A 19,079-nucleotide genomic window follows, 5' to 3' on the forward strand; every position below is an offset into this window, starting at 1 on the left:
CGGGTTCGGTATTCATGCAACGACAAGGGACTCCACCGCTGTTCAGGCGCGGCCCGCCGGCAGAAGTCCGGTTGCTCGTCATGGTCGCCTTGTCGCTGGCCCTGTTGGTCCTCGATTCGCAATTCCACGTGCTCGAACCCCTGCGGCGCGCCGTTGCCGTGGGCATGTACCCGTTCCAGCGCGCCGTGATGGCGCCGCGCGACCTGGTGCAGCAGTTCAACGAGTGGATCAACGCCGCCAATCGCATCCGCACCGAAAACGAAGCCCTGCAGCGCCAGCGCATCGAGTTGTCGCAGGTCGCCACCCATGCCGCGCAACTGGCGGCCGAGAACGCCCAGCTGCGCCGCCTGCTGGGGGTGACCGACACCGTCGAGCAGGCGGCCGTGGTGGTCGAGGTGCTGTACGAGCCCGCCAATACCTTCCAGCAGCGCCTGGTGTTCAACAAGGGCAGCCAGGCCGGCCTGGCGCCGGGCATGCCGGTCATCGACGAAGGCGGCGTGGTGGGCCAGATCGTGCGGGTCACCCCCATGGCGTCCGAAGCCGCGCTGGTCACCGACGAGCGCGTGTCGGTGCCGGTGCAGGTGCTGCGCAACGGGCTGCGCCTGATCGCCTTCGGCTCGAACACGCCGGGCCGCATCGAGGTGCGCTACCTGGCGGCCAACGCCGACATCAAAGAAGGCGATACCATCGTCACCAGTGGCGTCGGCGGCCTGTTTCCCGCCGGCCTGCCGGTGGCCAAGGTGCTGACGGTCGAACGCGACACCGCCTCTGGGTTCGCGCGCGCCATCTGCGAGCCGCTGGCCCACCCCGAGCGCTACCGCCATTTCCTGGTGCTGCAGGTCGACGTGGCGCGCGCCCAGTCCGATCTTCAAGAGGCCGATACCGGTGGATCGCAATAACCCCACGGCCCAGCCGGCCCGTCGCCTGGGTACACCCAGCAACGTGCGCCCCGAGCGCCTGGCCCGCCCGGCGCACGGCGCGTTCGTCTGGGGCACGCTGTTGCTGGCGTGGCTGCTGTCGCTGCTGCCCTGGCGGGTCTGGGAAGGCGCGCCCGACATCCTGGCGCTGGTGCTGGCCTTCTGGTGCGTGCACGAGCCGCGCCGGGTCGGCCTGGTGGCGGCGTTCTGCTTCGGCGTACTGATGGACGTGCACGACGCCAGCGTGCTGGGCGGGCACGCGCTGTCGTACACCCTGACCGCGTATGGCGCGGTGGCCCTGCATCGCCGCCTGCAGCGCTTCGATCTCTGGAGCCAGGCCATGCACATGTTGCCGGTGTTTTTCCTGGCGCGGCTGGTGCAGCAAATGGTCCTGGCGTGGCTGGCGGGCAAATGGCCCGGCTGGGACTGGACCCTCGGCGTGCTGCTTACCGTGGCCATCTGGCCGCTGGCCGGCTGGGTGCTGCACCTGCCGCAGCGCGGCACCGACGATGTCGAGTCCTCCTCCGTCTGAGGCCGGGTTCTTTACGCGCCCGCCATGTTCGAATTCAAGAAAACCGGCCAGCAGCAGAAGCAGCGCTTCCGGCTGCGCGCCTGGGTAGGCGGTTTGGTCGCGCTGGCCTGCTTCGGCGTGCTGGTGGGCCGCTTCTGGTACCTGCAGGTCGACCGCTATGAGGGCCTGTCCGAGCGCGCCGACCGCAACCGCATTGCGGTGGTGCCCATCGCGCCGCGCCGCGGCGAGATTCTCGACCGCAACGGCGAGGTGCTGGCGCGCAACTACCGCACCTATACGCTCGAGGTAGTGCCCGCCCAGGCGGGCAAGATCGACACGCTGCTCGAGCGCCTGACGCCCATCGTTTATGTCAGCCCGGGCGACTTGCGCCGCTTCAAACGCCGCGTGGCCGAGTCCAGCCGCTATGCCAGCCTGGTGTTGCGCAACAACCTGAACGAGACCGAGGCGTCCTGGTTTGCCGCCCATGCCTACGAGTTTCCCGGCGTCGAGCTGCGCGCCCGCTGGGTGCGCGAGTATCCGCAGGGCGCCACGGCCGGGCATGTGGTGGGCTACATCGGCCGTATCGCCGACAACGACATCGAGGCCCTGGAAAACGCGGGCCAGCTGGGCAACTACCGCGGCACCGACGTCATCGGCAAGAAAGGCATCGAGAAAAGCTGGGAAGAGCAATTGCACGGCCAGACCGGCGTGGAAGAGGTCGAGGTCACCGCCAGCGGCCGCCCGGTGCGCACGCTGCGCCGCCGCGACCCGGTGCCGGGCTCCGACATCATGCTGTCCATCGACCTGGAGCTGCAGCGCATCGCCGAAGAAGCCTTCGGCGACCAGCGCGGCGCACTGGTCGCGCTGGACCCCAATACGGGCGAAGTGCTGGCCTTCGTGTCGCAGCCATCGTTCGATCCCAATCTGTTCATCGATGGCATCGACGTCGAGAACTGGCGCCTGCTGAACGAGTCGCCCGATCATCCGCTGATCAACCGGCCGCTGTATGGCACTTACCCGATCGGCTCCACCTACAAGCCCTTCGTGGCCCTGGCGGCGCTTGAACTGGGCGTGCGCAGCGCCACCGAACGCATCGCCGATCCGGGCTATTACGAGTTCGGCGGCCAGCGGTTCCGCAATGCCGGCGGCGCCGCCTACGGCATGACCGACATGCACCGCGCCATCGTGGTGTCGTCGGATACCTATTTCTATTCGCTTGGCCCGGAAATCGGCGTGAACGCGCTGCACGATTTTTCCAAGCAGTTCGGCTTCGGCCAGATCACCGGCATCGACCTGGACGGCGAGCGCGCCGGCGTGCTGCCGTCCACAGAATGGAAACGCAAGGCCTACAAGGGGCGCGAGCGGCAGCGCTGGTATGCCGGCGAAACCATTTCGGTGGCGGTGGGGCAGGGCTATAACTCGTTCACCCTGCTGCAGCTGGCCCAGGCCACTTCCACGCTGGCCGACAATGGCGCTTACCGGCGGCCCCATCTGGTGCACGCGGTGCGCGACACCCGCAGCGGCAAGGTCGCCGTGACGCCGTCCAAGCCGGAATACCGCATTCCGCTCAAGCAGCAGAACGTTGACATCATCAAGTCGGCCATGGCCGACGTGGTGCGCCAGGGCACGGCGCGGCGCGCCTTCGCCGGTGCGCCCTACCAGGCCGCTGGCAAGACCGGCACCGCGCAGGTGTTCAGCCTGCGCGGGTCGCAGTACCGGGCCAGCGAACTCGACGAACGCCTGCGCGACCATGCACTGTTCATGGGGTTCGCGCCGTACGACCGGCCGCGCATTGCCGTGGCGCTGCTGGTCGAGAACGCGGGCTGGGGCGCCAGCGTGGCCGCGCCCATCGCGCGCAAAGTGTTTGATTTCTGGCTGGCCAAGACCGCGCCTGTCGGGCCCATTCCGCCGGCGGCGGACTCCTCCGAAGACGCCCCCGCGACATCCGGGCCGGCGCCGGCCGCCACCGCGGCGCCCGTGCCCGTCACGGCTGCCCCGCCAGCACCCGAGCCGGCGCCCAGGCCGCGGCCGGCGCCGCGGGCCACTCCCGCGCCCAAGCCGCCGGCCATGCCGTCACGGCGTGCGCCTTCCACGGCGCCGGCCCTGTCCGACCTGACCGACCTGTTCCAGTCGCCCGCCACCGGAGATAAGCCATGAAACGCCTGGGCATTCTTCTGGCACGCGTGTTCCTGGCCTTCGACTGGCCGCTGCTGGTCATCCTGATGCTGTTCGCCGCGCTGGGCCTGACCGTCATGCATTCCGCGGTGGGCAGCACCGACTGGCGTTTTGCCGAGCAGTCGCGCAATTTCCTTATTGCATTCTGCGCTATGTGGGTCGTGGCGCTGGTGCCACCCAAGATGCTGATGCGCCTGGCCCTGCCGTTCTACGTGCTGGGCGTGCTGTTGCTGCTGGGGGTGGAATTCTTCGGCGAAACCAGCAAGGGCGCGACCCGCTGGCTGGACCTGGGCATTACCCGCATCCAGCCTTCCGAGATGCTGAAGATCGCGGTGCCGCTGATGCTGGCCTGGTACTTCCAGCGTCATGAAGGCGAAGTGCGCATCCGCGACTTCCTGGTGGCGGCAGCCATGCTGGCCGCCCCGTTCGGCCTGATCGTGCTGCAGCCCGACCTGGGCACGGCGCTGCTGGTGTTCGGCGCAGGGTTTTGCGTCATCTACTTCGCCGGCCTGTCGTTCAAGTTGCTGGCGCCGCTGGCTGTGATCGGGGTCTTGGGCATAGGCACCCTGATCTACTACGAAGACACCCTGTGCCAGCCGGAAGTCGACTGGGTGGTGCTGCACGATTACCAGAAGCAGCGCGTATGTACGCTGCTCAATCCCAGTTCCGATCCGCTGGGCAAGGGCTTCCACACCATCCAGTCGATGATCGCGGTGGGGTCCGGCGGGTTGTACGGCAAGGGCTACATGAAGGGCACGCAGACGCACCTGGATTTCATTCCCGAGCGCACCACCGACTTCATTTTCGCCGTGTATGCCGAAGAGTTCGGCCTGTACGGGGGCGTGGCCATGCTGGTGCTGTACGCGCTGCTAATAGCACGCGGCCTGACCATCGCCGTGCGGGCATCGTCGCAGTTCGGCCGCCTGCTGGCCGGCGCGCTGACGATGATGGTGTTCATCTATGTGTTCGTCAATGTCGGCATGGTGACGGGCATCCTGCCAGTGGTGGGCGTGCCGCTACCCTTCATGAGCTACGGGGGGACGGCGCTTTTCACCATGGGGATTGCGTGCGGGATATTGATGAGCATTTCGCGGCATCGGGGGGAGAAGACCTAGTCGGGGGTGTTGCCTGGGGGCATGGTGATTGGAGCGTCGGTGGGGCGTAGGCGGTGCGGGCGGGCTTCGCGGGGCCGGTCTGGCGCCTTCGCGCCAGACTCCGCTACGTCAACCTCGTCGGCCTGCGGCCTCCTTCGGTTTCCCTCGCTCGGCCCCGAGGCGCCCCGCCCGCACCGCCTACGCCCCACCGACTCGCGTTGGCCTCAAGCCCGGACATCGCCGGGGCGGGTGGGGTTCTTGCCTGGTTGGCTCATGCTTCCGGGAAGAGAAAAATCGTGCGGGGCCGCGCCATCGGGCCGCCCCGCGCGGCCCGATAGCGCATTCGCGCTGTGCGATGCGCCGCGCACGAATGGCCATCGGGCCCGAGGCGCCTCGCCCACCCGATTCGCGTTGGCCTCAAGCCCGGACATTTCCGGGGCGAACGGGGGCCTTGCCTGTTTGGCTCATGCTTCTGGGAAGAGAAAAAGCCGCGTGGCGGCGACCGTCATTCATGCACTACGCATCGCGCAGTTCGAATGCGATACCGGGCCGCGCAGGGCGGCCTGGTATCGCGGCCCTGCGCGCTTTTTCTCTTTTCAAGGCGCAACTCCCACGAAGGCAAGAACTCTGACCGCCCCAGTGGTGCATCAATGATCGACTACTGCGAGTCGAGGCGGCGCCCTGGGGGTGGGCGGGCGCCTCGGGGCCGAGCGAGGGAAACCGAAGGAGCGCAGCGACGAGGTTGACGAAGCGGAGTCTGGCGCGAAGGCGCCAGACCGGTCCCGCGAAGCCCGCCCACCCCCAGGGCGCCGCCTCGACGCCCAGAAGAACCCTCATCGACGCCCCTACAGCACCACCCGCAAATGCTCATCCAGATGCGCAGTAGGCGTCACCCGCCAGCCGCTTTGCGCATACCGCAGCCAGCGCCCCAGCACCAGGTGAGTCAGCAGGCTGGCGTGGGCGCTGATGTTGGCGTCGGGGGCCAGGTCGCCGTCGCTGACGGCCACGCGCAGCGATTGCTTCAGCGAGGCCTCGATGCGATCGTTGATGTGGTTGATGCGTTCTTGCAGGCGATTGTCTTCGGTGACCAGCGCGTCGCCGGTCAGCACCCGCGTCATGCCCTTGTTGCGCTCGGAAAACGCCAGCAGCATCGACACCGTCTTGCGCGCCTGGCCCAGGCCGTGGGGTTCGGCGGCGGCGATCTGGTTGACCAGCGTGAACAGGCTGACCTCGATGAATTCGATCAGGCCCTCGAACATCTGCGCCTTGCTCGCAAAATGGCGGTACAGCGCGGCTTCGGAAACCTGCATGCGCGCCGCCAGGGCGGCCGTGGTGATGCGGGCCGCGTGCGGTTGCTCGAGCATTTCCGCCAGGGTCTGCAGGATCTGGGTCTTGCGTTCGCCGGGTTTGCTTGCCATGGCTGACAATGGAAAGGTGGAAGAGGACGCCTAACCGCGCAGAGGGCGGCGGCGCAGCAGCAAGTCGCTGACCGAGTTTACCCGCAAGTCGACATATCCCGGCCGATGGTTGGCGCCACGCGCAAACGGCGTGCCCGGGTGATACACATGCACGGTGCGCAGCCCCACGCGGCGCGCGCCGCGCAGGTTCAGCAGGGTGTCTTCGACCAGCACCGCGCGCGCCGCCGGCACGCCTTCGCGCGCCAGCACGTAGCGCAGCAGGGCGGCCGATGGCTTGGGGCGGAATTCGCCGTGCAGGCGCATGTGCTCGATGGCCCACAGACTGTCGAAGTGGCGCAGAATGCCCAGGCGCCGCAGCACGGCGCGCGCGTAATGGAACGGCGCGTTGGTCAACAGCACTTTGCGGCCGGGCAGCTGGCGCAGCTTGGCCGCCAGGAATTTCTCGGCGCGCACCAGCGGCTTGATGTCAAAGTCGTGGCTGCGGCGCAGAAAGGCGTGGGCGTCGATGCCGTGGTGGCGCACCAGGCCGATCACGGTCGCGCCGTAGCGCCGCCAGTACTGCGCACGCAGCTGGTTGGCAGTGTCGATGTCCACGCCCAGCGATTCGGCCACCGCTTCGGTCATGCCCTGGTCGATGCGCGGAAAAATCGCGTACGAGGTGTCGTGCAGGGTGTTGTCCAGGTCGAACAGCCACAGGCGCTCGGGCACGCCCGTGGCCGTGCGGCGCGAGCGGCGCTGGCGCGCCGCGGGCCGCAGCAGGTGCCGATGCACCTGCATCAATGCGAACTGATCATGGTGCCGACGCCCTGGTCGGTCAGGATTTCCAGCAGCAGGCAGTGGGGAACCCGGCCGTCGACGATGTGAACCGAGTTCACGCCGTTCTTGGCGGCGTCCAGCGACGAGGCGATCTTGGGCAGCATGCCGCCCGAGATGGTGCCGTCGGCGAACAGTTCGTCGATGGTCTGGGCCGACAGGCTGCGCAGCAGCTTGCCGCTTTTGTCGAGCACGCCCGGGGTGTTGGTCATCATCAGCAGCTTCTCGGCGCCCAGCACTTCGGCCATCTTGCCGGCCACCACGTCGGCGTTGATGTTGTACGCCGTGCCGTCTTCACCGTAGCCGATGGGCGAGATCACGGGTATGAACTGGTCGTCTTGCAGCGCCTTGACGACGGCGGGCTCGACCTGGGTGATGTCGCCCACGAACCCGATGTCGATGGGCTCTTGCGGGTTTTCCTTGTTGGCCATCAGCTTCTTGCGGGCCTGGATCAGCATGCCGTCTTTGCCGGTCAGGCCCACGGCCTTGCCGCCGACCTCGTTGATCATCATGACGATGTCTTGCTGGACCTGGCCGCCCAGCACCCATTCGACCACTTCCATGGTCTCGGCGTCAGTCACGCGCATGCCCTGCACGAAGGTGCCCTGCTTGCCGATGCGGCGCAGCGCATCGTCGATTTGCGGGCCGCCACCGTGCACCACCACCGGATTCAGGCCCACCAGCTTGAGCAGCACCACATCGTGGGCGAAGCTGCGCTGCAGGCGCTCTTCGGTCATGGCGTTGCCGCCGTACTTCACCACGATGGTCTTGCCATGGAATCGTCGAATATACGGCAGCGCTTCGGAAAGAACGGCCGCTTTGATGGCGGGCGACGAAACGGCGGCAGGGTCGGGGGTGTCGGTCATGGCAAGAAGAGCTCGGCTAATAGGTGAAAAAAGAGTCTAAAAGGAAAAATGCCTGCGCCGGCGCGGGCTCGGCGCTGCCAGGGCAAGCATACGGCAGATTGTAGTCCGGCCGAGTTACTTATATCCAAAACCCATGATGTTATGCCCGACAAATAACCGCCATTCAGGTAAATTGGGGGCGTTTTTGCAACGGCCGCCGCCTATCCGGCCCTGGCGGCCCTTTCTGTTCCATTCCCACGAGGTTACCTATGCGCTTCCTTCTTGCCCGGACAGCCCTGCTGGCGTCCGCCTTCTTCCTGGCCGGCGCCGCCCACGCCGAAAAGCTCGTCGTCGGGGCCACCCAGGTGCCGCACGCCGAGATCCTGGAAGTGGTCAAGCCCGTGCTCGCCAAAGAAGGCGTCGAGCTGGACATCAAGGTATTCAGCGACTACGTACAGCCCAATCTGCAGCTGGCCGACAAAGAGCTGGACGCCAATTTTTTCCAGCACAAGCCGTACCTGGATACGTTCAATAAAGACCGCGGCACGCACCTGGTGTCGGTAGGCCTGGTGCACGTCGAGCCCTTCGGCGGCTATTCGCGCAAGATCAAGTCGTTGGCCGAGCTGCCCTCGGGCGCCACCGTGGCCATTCCGAACGACCCCTCCAACAGCGGCCGCGCCTTGCTGTTGCTGCAAAAGCAGGGCCTGCTCAAGCTGAAAGATCCGTCGAACATCGTGGCCACGCCGCTCGACATCGCCGAGAACCCCAAGAAGCTGAAGTTCCGCGAACTCGAGGCCGCCATGCTGCCGCGCGCGCTCGACGACGTCGAACTGGCGCTCATCAATACCAACTACGCGCTGGAAGCCGGCCTGGTGCCCACCAAAGACGCGCTGTTCATTGAAGGCGCCGATTCGCCTTACGCCAACCTGGTGGCGGCTCGCCCCGACAACCAGAATTCGCCGGCCATCAAGAAGCTGGTCGACGCGCTGCACAGCTCCGCGGTGAAGCAGTTCATCCTGGACAAGTACAAGGGCGCGGTGGTGCCGGCGTTCTGATGTTCGCCGGGTAGATTGCCTGCCGGAACGCCCCGCTCATGCGGGGCGTTCGCTTTTGGCGGGAATGCGGCGCTTTGTCTGGCGTTGGCGGCGGGATTCAGCCCGCGGCCAGCGCTTTTTCGATGGCGGCGTGGAATTCGGCCGGATCGTATTCGCCCAGATAGCGCTTGATGATGCGCCCCTGCTTGTCGATGAGAAAGGCGGTGGGTGTGAGTTTCACGTCGCCGAAAGAACGCGCCAGCTCGCCTTTGACATCGAGCGCCACGGGGAACGGCAGCTTGCGCGTTTCGGCGAAGTTCAGGACGTAATTGGGCGGGTCGTAGCTCATGGCCACGGCCACGGTCTCGTAGCCCTTGGGCGCGTATTCGTTGTAGGTGTCGATGGCGCCGGGCATCTGCTTGACGCAGGTGACGCAGCTGGTGGCCCAGAACTTCACCAGCACCACCTTGCCGCGCAGGTCGTGCATGCTGAAGGTCTTGCCCTCGATGGTGGTGAAGGCCACGTCGGGCGCCGGGGGCGCTGGCCGCCATACGAACCAGGCGCCGATGCCGGCCGCCACCACGACGGCCAGGGTGAGGATGAGCTTTTTCATTACTTGATCGGTATGGCTTGCACGCCGTTGACCGTGCCGCCGCCGCCGGACTCGATGGGAGCGGCATGCTGCTGCGCGCCGCCGCCGCTGGATTGCGAGCCTTGCGGCTGCGTACCCGGACCCGACAGCCGCAGCGCTTCGTCGCGGCTGATGATTTCGAACAACTTGACCACCTTGGCCACGCCGCCGACTTCAGAGGCGGCCGTGGCGGCATAGTTGCCTTCGGCTTCGGTGACCAGACCCATCAGGTATACCACGCTGCGGTCGGTGGTGACGGCGATGGTGGCCGACGGGACGTATTTGGTGTTCAACAGCGCGGTCTTGACCTTGGAGGTCAGCCAGGTGTCGTTCGAGCGGGTGGCGAACGAGGCGGCCGGGCCGACGTTGAGCTGGTTGACCACCGATTTGACGTGCTGGATGCCCTGCGCCACCGTGGTGGCCTGCGCCTTGGCGGCCTCGGAGGGCACATCGCCGGTCAGCAGCACCACGCTGTTGTACGACATGGCATTGACGCGCGCGGCGTCGCCCAGTTTTTCGCTGATCTGGCGTTCGGCCTTGAAGGCGATGTTCTGGTCTTCGAGCTGCGCGCCCGAGGTGCGGCGGTCGGTGATGACCACGGCGGTGGTGGCGGCCGCGCCCCCGACCACCAACGGCGCGCAGGCCGACAGGGATAGGGCGGCGGTGCCGAGCAGGGCGGCCAGCAGCAGGGGGCGGGCAACGGTCTTGGCGTCGGGCATCATTCGGTGTCTCCTAGAAGAAGGGCGTCTATACCGTCGCACAGGGCATGCAGCAGCAGGCCGTGGATTTCCTGGATGCGCATGGTGCGGTCATGCGGCACACATAGATGGACGTCGTGCGCGGTCAGGAGTTCACTGACGACCCCGCCGCCCTTGCCGGTAAGGGCGATGACGGACATTTCGCGCTCGTGGGCGGCCTGGATGGCGCGGATCACGTTGGCGGAATTGCCGCTGGTGGAAATGGCCACCAGCACGTCGCCCGGCTGGCCCAGCGCGCTGACCTGGCGTTCGTAGATTTCTTCGAAGCCGTAGTCGTTGCCGACCGCCGTAAGAATGGCGGTATCGGTGTTCAGGGCCACGCCCGCCAGGGGCAGGCGCTCGCGTTCGAAGCGCCCCACCAGTTCGGCGATGAAATGCTGGGCGTCGGCGGCCGAGCCGCCATTGCCGCAGGCCAGAATTTTGCCGTTGTTGGCCAGTGCCGCGAAGAGCAGGTCGACCGCGCCGGCCAGGGGGCCCGCCAGCGCGTGCATGCTTTGTTCGCAGACAGCCATGGCGTCGCGGAAGTGCGACGTCATCCGAGAGGTCATATCCATGGCCGGCATTATCTCACGGCGAGGGGCGGCTACAGCGTGAACGCGGCCGGCAGCCAGTCTGCCCGCCCGGCTTCGAAAGCCACCACATCGAAGCGCACCGGCGGAATGCGGCCGCCCCAATGGCGGCGCGCCAGGTCCGGCAGCAGCAGGGCGGCGCAACGCAGCAAGCGAGCCCGTTTGGCCCGGCCGACGCTGGCGGCGGCGCCGCCGTATCGGGGGTTTGCCCGGGCCCGGACTTCAACGAGCACCAGCGTGGCGCCATCGCGCATCACCAGGTCGATTTCGCCGGCCCGGCAGTGCAGGTTGCGCGCCAGCGGCACCAGCCCGGCCCCGGCCAGCAGGCGCAGGGCCTGGTCTTCGTGGGCAGTGCCCGTCCGCTGGGTAGGCGAGGCGCGCGGGGCCCGCGCCGGGGCAGGACCGCGCGCGGCCCGATGCGCGGCGGCCCGGCGCCGCTTCATCTGGCGCTGCTGGGCCTGGCGGGCGCGCTCGTAGGCGATTTCCAGGAAAGTGTCGGACATGGCGGTGCCGGGCCTGCCGGCGCTGAAAGCTGAACGGCGCCCCACGTGGACGGGGGCAGGCGGCTACACTGGCACAATTTGCCGCCTAGCCGCCAGCCCCCCATGAATCAGAATGTCCCGCCCGCGACCATCGGCGATGCCTGGAGCCGCATGGCCGAGCGCGTGTCCGGCCAGCACTGGCCCGAAGCCGCGCTGTATGTCGTGGCCACCCCTATCGGCAACTTGGGCGACCTGGGCCTGCGCGCCTGGCAGGCCCTGGCCCGCGCCGACGTGATCGCCGCCGAAGACACGCGCTCCAGCCGCAGCCTGCTGGAGGCCTGGGGAATATCCACCCCCTTGATGGCGGCGCATCGCCACAACGAAGCCGCCGCCGCGCAAGACATCTGCCAGCGCCTGGCGCAGGGCCAGCGGGTGGCGCTGGTATCGGATGCCGGCGCCCCGGCGGTCAGCGACCCGGGCGCGCGCGTGGTGCGCGCCGTGCGGGCCGCGGGCTATGCGGTGATTCCGGTGCCGGGGCCGAGCGCGGTCATCGCCGCGCTGATGGGCAGCGGCGTCACGTCCGACGAGAACCCCGCCTATGCGTTCGCGGGCTTCGCGCCGCCCAAGACGGCGGCGCGCCAGCGCTGGCTGCGCTCGTGGTGCGCGCTGCCCGCGCCGGTGGTGTTGTTCGAGTCGCCGCACCGCTTGGGCGCCTGCCTGGCGGACTTGCTCGAAGTCTGCGGCCCGGCGCGCATGCTGACCATCGCGCGCGAGCTCACCAAGCGGTTCGAGCAGATCGCCACCCTGCCGCTATCGCAGGCGGCCGAATGGCTGGCGGCCGATTCGCACCGCGCGCAGGGCGAGTTCGTGCTGATCGTGCATGCGGCCGAGGCCGATGCCGGGGCCGCCGCCGGGCCCGATGACCCGGCCACCACGGCCTTGCTGGACGCCCTGCTCGAAAGCCTGTCGGTGCGCGACGCGGCGCGGGTGGCGGCCAAAGTGACCGGACAGCCGCGTGACGCCTTGTATGCGCTGGCCCTGGCCAGAAAGGAATCCGCATGAAGCGCCTGGCCGCGAACGAGGCGGTGGCCTATCTGGACACCGACACGCCGCTGGGGGGGCTGCGCCTGGCGGCCAGCGACGATGCGCTGCGCGGCGCGTGGTTCCTGGATCAATGGGACTTGCCGCCGCCGTCGCCGGCCTGGCGGCTGGCGCCCGGGCATCCCGTTCTGGGGCAGGCGCGGGACGAACTGGCCCAATGGTTCGCCGGGCAGCGGCGCGAGTTCGAGGTGGCCCTCGACCCGCAAGGCACGGCCTTCCAGCAGGCGGTGTGGCAGGCTCTGCTGCGCCTGCCGTTCGGCGCCACCTGCAGTTATGGCGACCTGGCCCAGTCCATCGGCCGGCCGAAGTCGGTGCGGGCGGCGGCACAGGCCATTGGGCGCAATCCCATCTCGATTTTCATTCCGTGCCATCGCGTGATTGGCCGCGACACCTCATTGACCGGCTTCGGGGGCGGCCTGGCGCGCAAACAGGCGCTGCTGTCGCATGAAGGGCACCGCTACCCCGGCCGCGGCGCGCGAACCCGCCGGGTGGATGACGGGCAGGCCGAGCTGCCCTGGTAGGCCCTGGTGTGGCGTGGCGAGGCGCCTGAGTACCGGGTTGGTTGTGTCAGGGCGCGGCCAGGCTGGGCAGGATGCCGGTGCGGTCGGCCACCTGGCGGGCCGCGCCCAATGCGGCGGCCCGGTCGTTGTAGGGGCCGATTCGTACCCGGTACAGGCTGCCGGCCTGCTGCACCATGGCCGCGGGCATGCCCGCGTCGGCATCCAGCTGGCTGTTGACGCGGTGCATCAGGCTCTGGGCGTTGGCGGGCTGGCTGAACGCGCCCATTTGCAGGTAGACGCCTTGGCCCGCGGGGGGTGGCGCGGCGGCGGGGGCCGTGGCGGCAGACGCCGGCGCGAGTTCGGTCATGGTCAGTTGGCCAGCCTCCGGCAGCGCGGCGGGGTCTGCCGAGGCCAGGGCCGCGGGCCGGGCGGCTGCCGGGCTGGGCGAGCCGGCCAGGCTGCGTCCTTGCGACTGCGCCAAGCGGATTTCTTCAGGCAGGATGCGCTCCACCGTCACTTCGCCGCTGCCCGGCCCGATGATGCCGAGCTTGCGCGCCGCGGCATAGGACAGGTCCATGATGCGGTTGCTGTGGAAGGGCCCGCGGTCGTTGACGCGCACGATGACCGTGCGCCCGTTGATGCTGCTGGTGACCCGCGCATAACTGGGCAGCGGCATGGTGGGATGGGCCGCCGTCATGGCGTACATGTCGTAGATTTCGCCGATAGACGTGCGCTGGCCATGGAATTTCTTGCCATACCAGGAGGCGATGCCGCGCTCTTTGTAGGCATGGTCGTTGTCGGCTATGGGCACGTAGCGTTTGCCGAATACGGTATACGGGCGGTTGGCGCCGCTGGCCAGCGGCTCGAGCCGCGGCACTGCATCAGGGATATTGTCCAGGTTGGCGGGCGGGTTGGCGCCCGGGCCGTCGTCTTGGTAGTAGCCGCCGGCCTTGCGCGTGCCGGTCGACGAGCAGCCGGCGATCAGCACGGCCAGGCCCAGCAGCACCGGCGCGAGAATCAGGCGGCTGCGGCTCATGTGGATTCGTCCGGCAGTTGCGTGCGATGCCGCACCAGCAGCGGGTCGTGTTCGGCAAAGCGCAGCGCAAGTTGCTCGACCACGTACACCGACCGGTGCTGGCCGCCGGTGCAACCGATGGCCACCGTCAGGTAATTGCGCGTATCTTGCGTGTACTGCGGCAGCCAGCGCCGCAAGTAGCCGGCAATGTCGTCGATCATCTGGCCCACGATTTCGAAACCGGCCAGCCAGGTGGCCACGGGCTCGTCGCGGCCGGTCAGCGGGCGCAGGGTGCGGTCGTAATAGGGGTTGGGCAGGCAGCGCACGTCGAACACCAGGTCGGCATCGCTGGGCACGCCGCGCTTGTAGGCGAACGATTCGAAAGTCAGCACCAGCGGGGGCCGGTCGGCCTGCACCAGATCGCGGATCCAGGCGCGCAACTGGCCGGGGGTAAGATCGGACGTGTCGATGACGTGTTCCTGGTCGCGCAGCGGGGCGAGCAGGTCGCGTTCGAGCGCGATGCAGTCCAGCAACGACGGCGTCTGGCCGCCGCGCGACAGGCGGTCGGTAAGCGGATGGCGGCGGCGCGATTCAGAATACCGCTGGGCCAGGGTGTGCGTATTGGCGTCCAGGAAGACCACCCGCAGCGAGGTGCCCATGGCGCGCATGGCGGTAATGACGCCTGGCAGCTCGGCCAGTTCGCCGGGCGAGCGCACGTCGATGGCAATGGCGACACGTTCCAGGCCGTCGTCGCGCGCGCCGGCGACGAACTCGCTGAGAAACCGCACCGGCAGGTTGTCGATACAGGTATAGCCGGCGTCTTCGAGCATACGCAGCGCCACCGACTTGCCTGAGCCGGAGATGCCGGTAATGAGGACAACTTTTAGCATGGTCTTGATTGTTGCATGATTTTGCCGCCGGAATGCGCGCGCAATCCCCTCTGATGACCGTGAACTGCACGATCGTTCCTGTGCCTTCCGCCCCGATAGGGTAACCTTGTACCGCCGGGGCGTTTGGCCCCGTTTTATCAGCATACGCAGTCAGCATACGCAGCAATGTCAGCAATTCCCCTTTTCTACTATATGTCGCGGACGCGGCGCTACCTTGCCGCGCTGGCCGCGGCGGGCGCGGCGCTGGCCTGGCCGGCCGGGCCAGCCGCGGCCCAGGCCGCCACCTTGCAGCCGGACACCATGCAGGCGCGCGTCGCGGCCTGTACAGCCTGTCATGGCGAGCAGGGCAAGGCGGGACCCGACGGCTACTATCCGCGCCTGGCCGGCAAGCCGGCCGACTATCTGTACCACCAACTGCTGAATTTCCGCGATGGCGTGCGTCAATACCGGCCCATGGCGCACCTGCTGGTCGGGCTGCCGGATGCCTATCTGCGTGAAATCGCCGCCTATTTCGCCGACCAGCACGTGCCGTATCCGCCGCCGGCGGCGCCGGCCGCGTCGGCCGGCATGCTGGAGCAGGGCCGCGTGCTGGCCACCCAGGGCGATCCGGCACGCGGGCTGCCAGCCTGCGTAGCCTGCCACGGCGCCGCGCTCAGCGGCCTGGCGCCGGCCATTCCAGGCCTGCTGGGCCTGCCGCGCGACTACATTGGCGCGCAGATCGGCGGCTGGAAAAACGGCCTGCGCCGCGCGGCCGAGCCCGATTGCATGGGCGACATCGCCGCCAAACTGACGCCGCAAGACATCGGCGCCCTGTCGGCGTGGCTGTCGTCGCGCCCCGTGGTCGAACCTTACGTGCCGGATCCGGCCGGTTCGACGAACTTGCCTGCCGAATGCGGCAGCCAGGCACAACGCTAAGGGGCCGGCATGAAACGCATCATCGCTTATAGCCTGCTGGCCGTGCTGCTGGCTTGCGCGGCGGCGCTTGCCGCCCTGTACTGGATGGGCACGCGCGACGACGCCGTGCCGGCCGCCACCACCGCGCCTGCCGATGCCGCGGGCATGGTCGAACAGGGGCGCTACCTGGCCCGCCTGGGCAATTGCATGGCCTGCCATACGGCGCAGGGCGGTAAAGCCTACGCCGGCGGCACGCCGATTCCCACGCCGTTCGGTACGTTGTACGGCCCGAACATCACGCCTGATCCGCAAACCGGCATCGGCGGCTGGAGTGCCGACGATTTCTGGCAGGCGCTGCACAATGGCAAGTCGAAAGACGGCAGCCTGCTGTATCCGGCCTTTCCGTACACCGAGTACACCCGCATTTCCCGGGCCGACGCCGATGCGCTGTTCGCCTACCTGCGCACCATCGAACCCGTGGAGCAGCCCAGCCGTTCGCACGAGCTGGCGTTCCCGTACGACCAGCGCGGCCTGCTGGCCTTCTGGCGCGCCCTGTATTTCCGGCCTGGCGTGCACCAGCCCGAAGCCGGTGAAAGCGAGCCCTGGAACCGCGGCCGCTACCTGGTGGAAGGCCTGGGGCACTGCGCGGCCTGCCATGCGCCCCGCAATCGCCTGGGCGCTACCCGCGCGGCAGATGGCCTGGCCGGCGGCCTGATCGCGGGGCTGGACTGGTACGCGCCGCCGCTGGGCAACGACCCGGCCACCGGACTGGGCCGCTGGAGCGCGCAAGACATCGCTACCCTGCTGCAAACCGGCATGGCGCGGCACTCTACCGCGAGCGGCCCGATGGCCGAAGTGGTGCTGGGCAGCTCGCAATACCTCAGCGACGCCGACGCGCTGGCCATGGGCACGTATTTGAAATCCCTGCCCGCCACGCCGGCGGCCGGGAGCGAACAGCCGCCGGCGCAGCCTTCGGCGGCGCTGATGGACCTGGGCGGCAAGCTGTACCAGCAGCACTGCTCACAGTGCCACCAGGAACAGGGGCAGGGCAGTGGCACGGCCTGGCCCGCGCTGGCGGGCAACCCCACGGTGACGGCGCCTTCGGCGGTCAATGCGATCCGCATGGTGCTCGACGGGGGCTACGCGCCGGCCACAGCCGCCAATCCGCGGCCGCATGGCATGCCGCCGTTCGCGCCGGTACTGGCCGACAATGACGTCGCCGCGCTGGTTTCTTATATTCGTTCCAGCTGGGGCAACCAGGCCGGTCGCGTCACGCCGTTCGAGGTCAAGCGCGTGCGCGATGCGTCTACGTTGAATTAGGGCCGGTTCGCGGCAACACCAGGCCGCCCGCGTGGGGCGGCCTTTTTATTTGCTGCTTTGCAGGATCGCCATGGCCTGGCGTTCCATGAATTCGCCCAGGGTGTCGATGCCGCGCAGTTTCAGGATGGTATTGCGCACGGCAGCCTCGACCAGCACCGCCAGATTGCGGCCCGCCGCCACTTGCAGCATGACTTTGCGCACCGGCATGCCCAGCATGTCCTGGGTGATGTCTTGCAGCGGCAGGCGTTCGAATTTGTCTTGTGCGGTGGCGCGCACCAGATGCACGATGAGCTTCAGGCGCATTTTGCGGCGCACCGAGGTTTCGCCGAAGATGGTGCGGATATCGAGCAGGCCCAGGCCTCGCACTTCCAGCATGTTCTGCAGCAGGGGCGGGCAGTGGCCTTCGATCATGCCGGGCGCGATGCGCGAGAATTCCACCGCATCGTCGGCCACCAGGCCGTGTCCGCGCGAAATCAGTTCAAGCGCCAGTTCGCTCTTGCCCAGCCCCGATTCGCCGGTGATCAGCACCCCCAGGCCCAGCACGTCCATGAAGACGCCGTGCACGGTGGTGGTGGGCGCGAGTTTTTTGCCCAGGTAGATGCGCAGCAGGTCGATGAGCTGGGCGGCCGCCACGGGGGTGGACAGCAGCGGCACCTGGTGCTGGTCGCACTGGTCGATCAGGTCTTGCGGCGGCGACAGGCCATCGGCCAGCAGAATGGCCGGCACCCCGCCGATGAGCAGCTCGTCCATGTGGTGCGTGCGGCGGCGCAGGTCGAAACGGCTGTAGTAAGCCAGCTCTTCCTGGCCGAACACCTGGATGCGTGACGGGTGAATGAGGTTCAGGTGGCCGACCAGGTCGGCGGCGGCCATGCCGTCGTCGCGGATGTTGCGCTCGGCGGCGCCATGGCCCGCGATCCAGTTGAAGGGGATGTTGTCGGCGTTGTCGTCGACCAGTTCCTGCACGGTAAGCATGGCAGCGGCTCTAAGAGAGTCAGCGTTGGCCCGTGGTGAGCATCCGGTGCACTTCGGCCGGGTCGGTTTCAGTGGCCAGGGCCTCGCGCAGTGCTTTGTTGGACATGAGCTGCGCCAGTTCGGCCAGGATATCCAGGTGCTGCTGCGTGGCGGTTTCGGGCACCAGCAGGCACATCAGCATGGCCACCGGCTGGCCGTCGGGCGCGTCGAACGGCACGGGCTGCGCCAGGCGCACGAACGCCGCCAACGGCTCTGCCAACCCCTTGACGCGGCCATGCGGCACGGCCACGCCTTGTCCCAGGGCGGTGGACCCCAGGCGCTCGCGGGCGAACAGGCTGTCGAACACAATGGTTCTGGCCAGCCCGTGGTGGTTTTCGAATAGCAGTCCGGCCTGCTCGAACGCCCGTTTCTTGCTGGTGGCGTGCATGTCGAGAACGACGTTGCCGGCGGGGAGAATGCGCGACAAATGATTCATGCGGGTCATTATATGGTTATATGCCGCAGTGCAAAAATCGTTGCGGCCGCTCGCCTGTTGCAGAATCCGGCAAGCATAGTCGGTTCCGGGCGGCAACGGGAGGGGGGATGGCGATGCGGGGTGATTTGCCGATGCCCCGGCGGGAAAGGTGTTACATCTCGCGGGACATCGGGATCAGACGGATTCACGGAGGAATCCAGGGGTTCAAGCTCGGGTGTGCGACGGCTTGAGGGGCAGGAAGCGCGGGACTACTGGGTTTGCTGCGCGGCGGCAGCGGCTTGCCGCTTCACTGACTCTGCCGTATGGCTTTGCACCTTGTCTTTGTGCTTGAGGACCTGGCGGTCGATTTTGTCGGCCAGCAGATCGATGGCTGCGTAAAGGTTTTCATCCACGGCTTCGCAATGGATGTCTTTGCCACGCAGTCTCATGGTGATTTCGGCTTTATGCCGCAGGGGCTCTACCGAGAGCATGACCTGGGTATCGATCACATGATCGAAATGCCGCAGCACTCGCGCCAGTTTATTCATGACATATTCCCGGATGGCCGGGGTGACGTCGAGATGACGACCGCAGATGCTCAGGTTCATAGTGCGCTCTCCTTCTGAAAGAGAAAACAGGTGCGCGGTAACGCGCGGGGATATTGAGGGAAAGGTCTCCTGTAAGAG

The 19,079-nt window shown here is 67.5% G+C and carries 21 protein-coding genes; 9 read left to right on the top strand and 12 right to left on the bottom strand.

Annotated features, from left to right (window positions below):
- The first annotated feature begins 14 nt into the window (after window positions 1-14).
- The 4 genes from mreC to rodA are packed head-to-tail and all read left to right on the top strand — an operon-like array spanning window position 15 to window position 4,718.
- Window positions 15-899 carry a rod shape-determining protein MreC gene (gene mreC, locus BPET_RS02140; RefSeq protein ID WP_012247451.1) on the top strand — a complete coding sequence of 295 codons (885 nt, stop codon included), beginning with the start codon at window positions 15-17 and terminating at the stop codon, window positions 897-899.
- Window positions 886-1,449, top strand: coding sequence for a rod shape-determining protein MreD (mreD, locus tag BPET_RS02145; protein ID WP_012247452.1), 564 nt, complete (start codon window positions 886-888; stop codon window positions 1,447-1,449). The genes mreC and mreD overlap by 14 nt, the downstream gene beginning before the upstream one ends.
- 24 nt (window positions 1,450-1,473) lie before the next feature.
- A complete protein-coding gene (mrdA, locus tag BPET_RS02150) occupies window positions 1,474-3,585 on the top strand; it encodes a penicillin-binding protein 2 (protein WP_012247453.1) in 2,112 nt (703 codons plus the stop codon).
- Entirely contained in the window at window positions 3,582-4,718 is a 1,137-nt protein-coding gene (rodA, locus tag BPET_RS02155; protein WP_012247454.1) for a rod shape-determining protein RodA, read from the top strand. Before mrdA ends, rodA begins: the two co-directional genes overlap by 4 nt.
- 824 nt (window positions 4,719-5,542) lie before the next feature.
- Here the strand turns inward: rodA and slmA are convergent.
- The 3 genes from slmA to argB are packed head-to-tail and all read right to left on the bottom strand — an operon-like array spanning window position 5,543 to window position 7,794.
- Window positions 5,543-6,115 carry a nucleoid occlusion factor SlmA gene (gene slmA, locus BPET_RS02160; protein ID WP_012247455.1) on the bottom strand — a complete coding sequence of 191 codons (573 nt, stop codon included), beginning with the start codon at window positions 6,113-6,115 and terminating at the stop codon, window positions 5,543-5,545.
- A 30-nt stretch (window positions 6,116-6,145) separates the two neighbouring features.
- Window positions 6,146-6,892 (bottom strand): pyrimidine 5'-nucleotidase, encoded by a 747-nt coding sequence (locus BPET_RS02165; protein WP_012247456.1) that lies wholly within the window; start codon window positions 6,890-6,892, stop codon window positions 6,146-6,148.
- Window positions 6,892-7,794, bottom strand: a complete 903-nt coding sequence (gene argB, locus BPET_RS02170; protein WP_012247457.1) for an acetylglutamate kinase — start codon at window positions 7,792-7,794, stop codon at window positions 6,892-6,894. The genes BPET_RS02165 and argB overlap by 1 nt, the downstream gene beginning before the upstream one ends.
- A 248-nt stretch (window positions 7,795-8,042) precedes the next feature.
- Between argB and BPET_RS02175 the strand changes: the two genes are divergently transcribed.
- Window positions 8,043-8,828 carry a MetQ/NlpA family ABC transporter substrate-binding protein gene (locus BPET_RS02175; RefSeq protein ID WP_012247458.1) on the top strand — a complete coding sequence of 262 codons (786 nt, stop codon included), beginning with the start codon at window positions 8,043-8,045 and terminating at the stop codon, window positions 8,826-8,828.
- Window positions 8,829-8,925: 97 nt separating this feature from the next.
- On the opposite strand, the gene BPET_RS02180 is transcribed toward BPET_RS02175, so the two are convergent.
- From BPET_RS02180 to BPET_RS25670, 4 genes are read right to left on the bottom strand one after another with little or no spacing between them, the layout of a single operon-like run.
- Complete coding sequence (locus BPET_RS02180) at window positions 8,926-9,420, bottom strand: peroxiredoxin family protein (protein ID WP_012247459.1); 495 nt, start codon at window positions 9,418-9,420, stop codon at window positions 8,926-8,928.
- Window positions 9,420-10,160: a BON domain-containing protein gene (locus BPET_RS02185; protein ID WP_012247460.1), complete on the bottom strand. Its 741-nt coding sequence runs from the start codon at window positions 10,158-10,160 to the stop codon at window positions 9,420-9,422. Before BPET_RS02185 ends, BPET_RS02180 begins: the two co-directional genes overlap by 1 nt.
- On the bottom strand, window positions 10,157-10,750 hold the full coding sequence (locus BPET_RS02190; RefSeq protein ID WP_041863409.1) for a phosphoheptose isomerase: 594 nt from the start codon (window positions 10,748-10,750) through the stop codon (window positions 10,157-10,159). Before BPET_RS02190 ends, BPET_RS02185 begins: the two co-directional genes overlap by 4 nt.
- Before the next feature lie 29 nt (window positions 10,751-10,779).
- Complete coding sequence (locus BPET_RS25670; protein ID WP_012247462.1) at window positions 10,780-11,268, bottom strand: YraN family protein; 489 nt, start codon at window positions 11,266-11,268, stop codon at window positions 10,780-10,782.
- Between the two features lie 102 nt (window positions 11,269-11,370).
- On the opposite strand from BPET_RS25670, the gene rsmI reads away from it, so the two are divergent.
- Together rsmI and BPET_RS02205 are read left to right on the top strand one after the other, a co-directional pair.
- Window positions 11,371-12,309, top strand: a complete 939-nt coding sequence (rsmI, locus tag BPET_RS02200; protein ID WP_012247463.1) for a 16S rRNA (cytidine(1402)-2'-O)-methyltransferase — start codon at window positions 11,371-11,373, stop codon at window positions 12,307-12,309.
- Window positions 12,306-12,869, top strand: coding sequence for a methylated-DNA--[protein]-cysteine S-methyltransferase (locus BPET_RS02205; RefSeq protein ID WP_012247464.1), 564 nt, complete (start codon window positions 12,306-12,308; stop codon window positions 12,867-12,869). Before rsmI ends, BPET_RS02205 begins: the two co-directional genes overlap by 4 nt.
- Before the next feature lie 46 nt (window positions 12,870-12,915).
- On the opposite strand, the gene BPET_RS02210 is transcribed toward BPET_RS02205, so the two are convergent.
- Window positions 12,916-13,884, bottom strand: a complete 969-nt coding sequence (locus BPET_RS02210) for a septal ring lytic transglycosylase RlpA family protein (RefSeq protein ID WP_012247465.1) — start codon at window positions 13,882-13,884, stop codon at window positions 12,916-12,918.
- Window positions 13,881-14,753, bottom strand: coding sequence for an RNase adapter RapZ (rapZ, locus tag BPET_RS02215; RefSeq protein WP_041862643.1), 873 nt, complete (start codon window positions 14,751-14,753; stop codon window positions 13,881-13,883). Before rapZ ends, BPET_RS02210 begins: the two co-directional genes overlap by 4 nt.
- A gap of 165 nt (window positions 14,754-14,918) precedes the next feature.
- On the opposite strand from rapZ, the gene BPET_RS02220 reads away from it, so the two are divergent.
- A complete protein-coding gene (locus tag BPET_RS02220; protein ID WP_012247467.1) occupies window positions 14,919-15,668 on the top strand; it encodes a c-type cytochrome in 750 nt (249 codons plus the stop codon).
- A 9-nt stretch (window positions 15,669-15,677) separates the two neighbouring features.
- Window positions 15,678-16,967 carry a c-type cytochrome gene (locus tag BPET_RS02225; RefSeq protein WP_012247468.1) on the top strand — a complete coding sequence of 430 codons (1,290 nt, stop codon included), beginning with the start codon at window positions 15,678-15,680 and terminating at the stop codon, window positions 16,965-16,967.
- Window positions 16,968-17,012: 45 nt separating this feature from the next.
- On the opposite strand, the gene hprK is transcribed toward BPET_RS02225, so the two are convergent.
- The 3 genes from hprK to hpf all read right to left on the bottom strand — a co-directional run bounded on the left by hprK (window position 17,013) and on the right by hpf (window position 19,001).
- On the bottom strand, window positions 17,013-17,939 hold the full coding sequence (gene hprK / locus BPET_RS02230; protein ID WP_012247469.1) for an HPr(Ser) kinase/phosphatase: 927 nt from the start codon (window positions 17,937-17,939) through the stop codon (window positions 17,013-17,015).
- Between the two features lie 19 nt (window positions 17,940-17,958).
- Window positions 17,959-18,414 carry a PTS sugar transporter subunit IIA gene (locus BPET_RS02235; protein ID WP_041863413.1) on the bottom strand — a complete coding sequence of 152 codons (456 nt, stop codon included), beginning with the start codon at window positions 18,412-18,414 and terminating at the stop codon, window positions 17,959-17,961.
- Between the two features lie 248 nt (window positions 18,415-18,662).
- Window positions 18,663-19,001 carry a ribosome hibernation-promoting factor, HPF/YfiA family gene (hpf, locus tag BPET_RS02240; RefSeq protein ID WP_012247471.1) on the bottom strand — a complete coding sequence of 113 codons (339 nt, stop codon included), beginning with the start codon at window positions 18,999-19,001 and terminating at the stop codon, window positions 18,663-18,665.
- Window positions 19,002-19,079: the final 78 nt, after the last annotated feature.

Source organism: Bordetella petrii (assembly GCF_000067205.1).
Lineage (GTDB): Bacteria > Pseudomonadota > Gammaproteobacteria > Burkholderiales > Burkholderiaceae_B > Bordetella_A > Bordetella_A petrii.

What these genes read in the sequence shown, in the direction of transcription:
- hprK (WP_012247469.1), bottom strand. Translation starts at nt 17,939, where the DNA reads ATGCTTACCGTGCAGGAACTGGTCGACGACAACGCCGACAACATCCCC.
- mreC (WP_012247451.1), top strand. Translation starts at nt 15, where the DNA reads ATGCAACGACAAGGGACTCCACCGCTGTTCAGGCGCGGCCCGCCGGCA.
- BPET_RS02220 (WP_012247467.1), top strand. Translation starts at nt 14,919, where the DNA reads ATGTCAGCAATTCCCCTTTTCTACTATATGTCGCGGACGCGGCGCTAC.
- BPET_RS02235 (WP_041863413.1), bottom strand. Translation starts at nt 18,414, where the DNA reads ATGAATCATTTGTCGCGCATTCTCCCCGCCGGCAACGTCGTTCTCGAC.
- BPET_RS02185 (WP_012247460.1), bottom strand. Translation starts at nt 10,160, where the DNA reads ATGATGCCCGACGCCAAGACCGTTGCCCGCCCCCTGCTGCTGGCCGCC.
- BPET_RS02190 (WP_041863409.1), bottom strand. Translation starts at nt 10,750, where the DNA reads ATGGATATGACCTCTCGGATGACGTCGCACTTCCGCGACGCCATGGCT.
- BPET_RS02175 (WP_012247458.1), top strand. Translation starts at nt 8,043, where the DNA reads ATGCGCTTCCTTCTTGCCCGGACAGCCCTGCTGGCGTCCGCCTTCTTC.
- rodA (WP_012247454.1), top strand. Translation starts at nt 3,582, where the DNA reads ATGAAACGCCTGGGCATTCTTCTGGCACGCGTGTTCCTGGCCTTCGAC.
- argB (WP_012247457.1), bottom strand. Translation starts at nt 7,794, where the DNA reads ATGACCGACACCCCCGACCCTGCCGCCGTTTCGTCGCCCGCCATCAAA.
- mrdA (WP_012247453.1), top strand. Translation starts at nt 1,474, where the DNA reads ATGTTCGAATTCAAGAAAACCGGCCAGCAGCAGAAGCAGCGCTTCCGG.
- BPET_RS02205 (WP_012247464.1), top strand. Translation starts at nt 12,306, where the DNA reads ATGAAGCGCCTGGCCGCGAACGAGGCGGTGGCCTATCTGGACACCGAC.
- BPET_RS02225 (WP_012247468.1), top strand. Translation starts at nt 15,678, where the DNA reads ATGAAACGCATCATCGCTTATAGCCTGCTGGCCGTGCTGCTGGCTTGC.
- BPET_RS02180 (WP_012247459.1), bottom strand. Translation starts at nt 9,420, where the DNA reads ATGAAAAAGCTCATCCTCACCCTGGCCGTCGTGGTGGCGGCCGGCATC.
- BPET_RS02165 (WP_012247456.1), bottom strand. Translation starts at nt 6,892, where the DNA reads ATGCAGGTGCATCGGCACCTGCTGCGGCCCGCGGCGCGCCAGCGCCGC.
- rsmI (WP_012247463.1), top strand. Translation starts at nt 11,371, where the DNA reads ATGAATCAGAATGTCCCGCCCGCGACCATCGGCGATGCCTGGAGCCGC.
- hpf (WP_012247471.1), bottom strand. Translation starts at nt 19,001, where the DNA reads ATGAACCTGAGCATCTGCGGTCGTCATCTCGACGTCACCCCGGCCATC.
- BPET_RS02210 (WP_012247465.1), bottom strand. Translation starts at nt 13,884, where the DNA reads ATGAGCCGCAGCCGCCTGATTCTCGCGCCGGTGCTGCTGGGCCTGGCC.
- BPET_RS25670 (WP_012247462.1), bottom strand. Translation starts at nt 11,268, where the DNA reads ATGTCCGACACTTTCCTGGAAATCGCCTACGAGCGCGCCCGCCAGGCC.
- rapZ (WP_041862643.1), bottom strand. Translation starts at nt 14,753, where the DNA reads ATGCTAAAAGTTGTCCTCATTACCGGCATCTCCGGCTCAGGCAAGTCG.
- slmA (WP_012247455.1), bottom strand. Translation starts at nt 6,115, where the DNA reads ATGGCAAGCAAACCCGGCGAACGCAAGACCCAGATCCTGCAGACCCTG.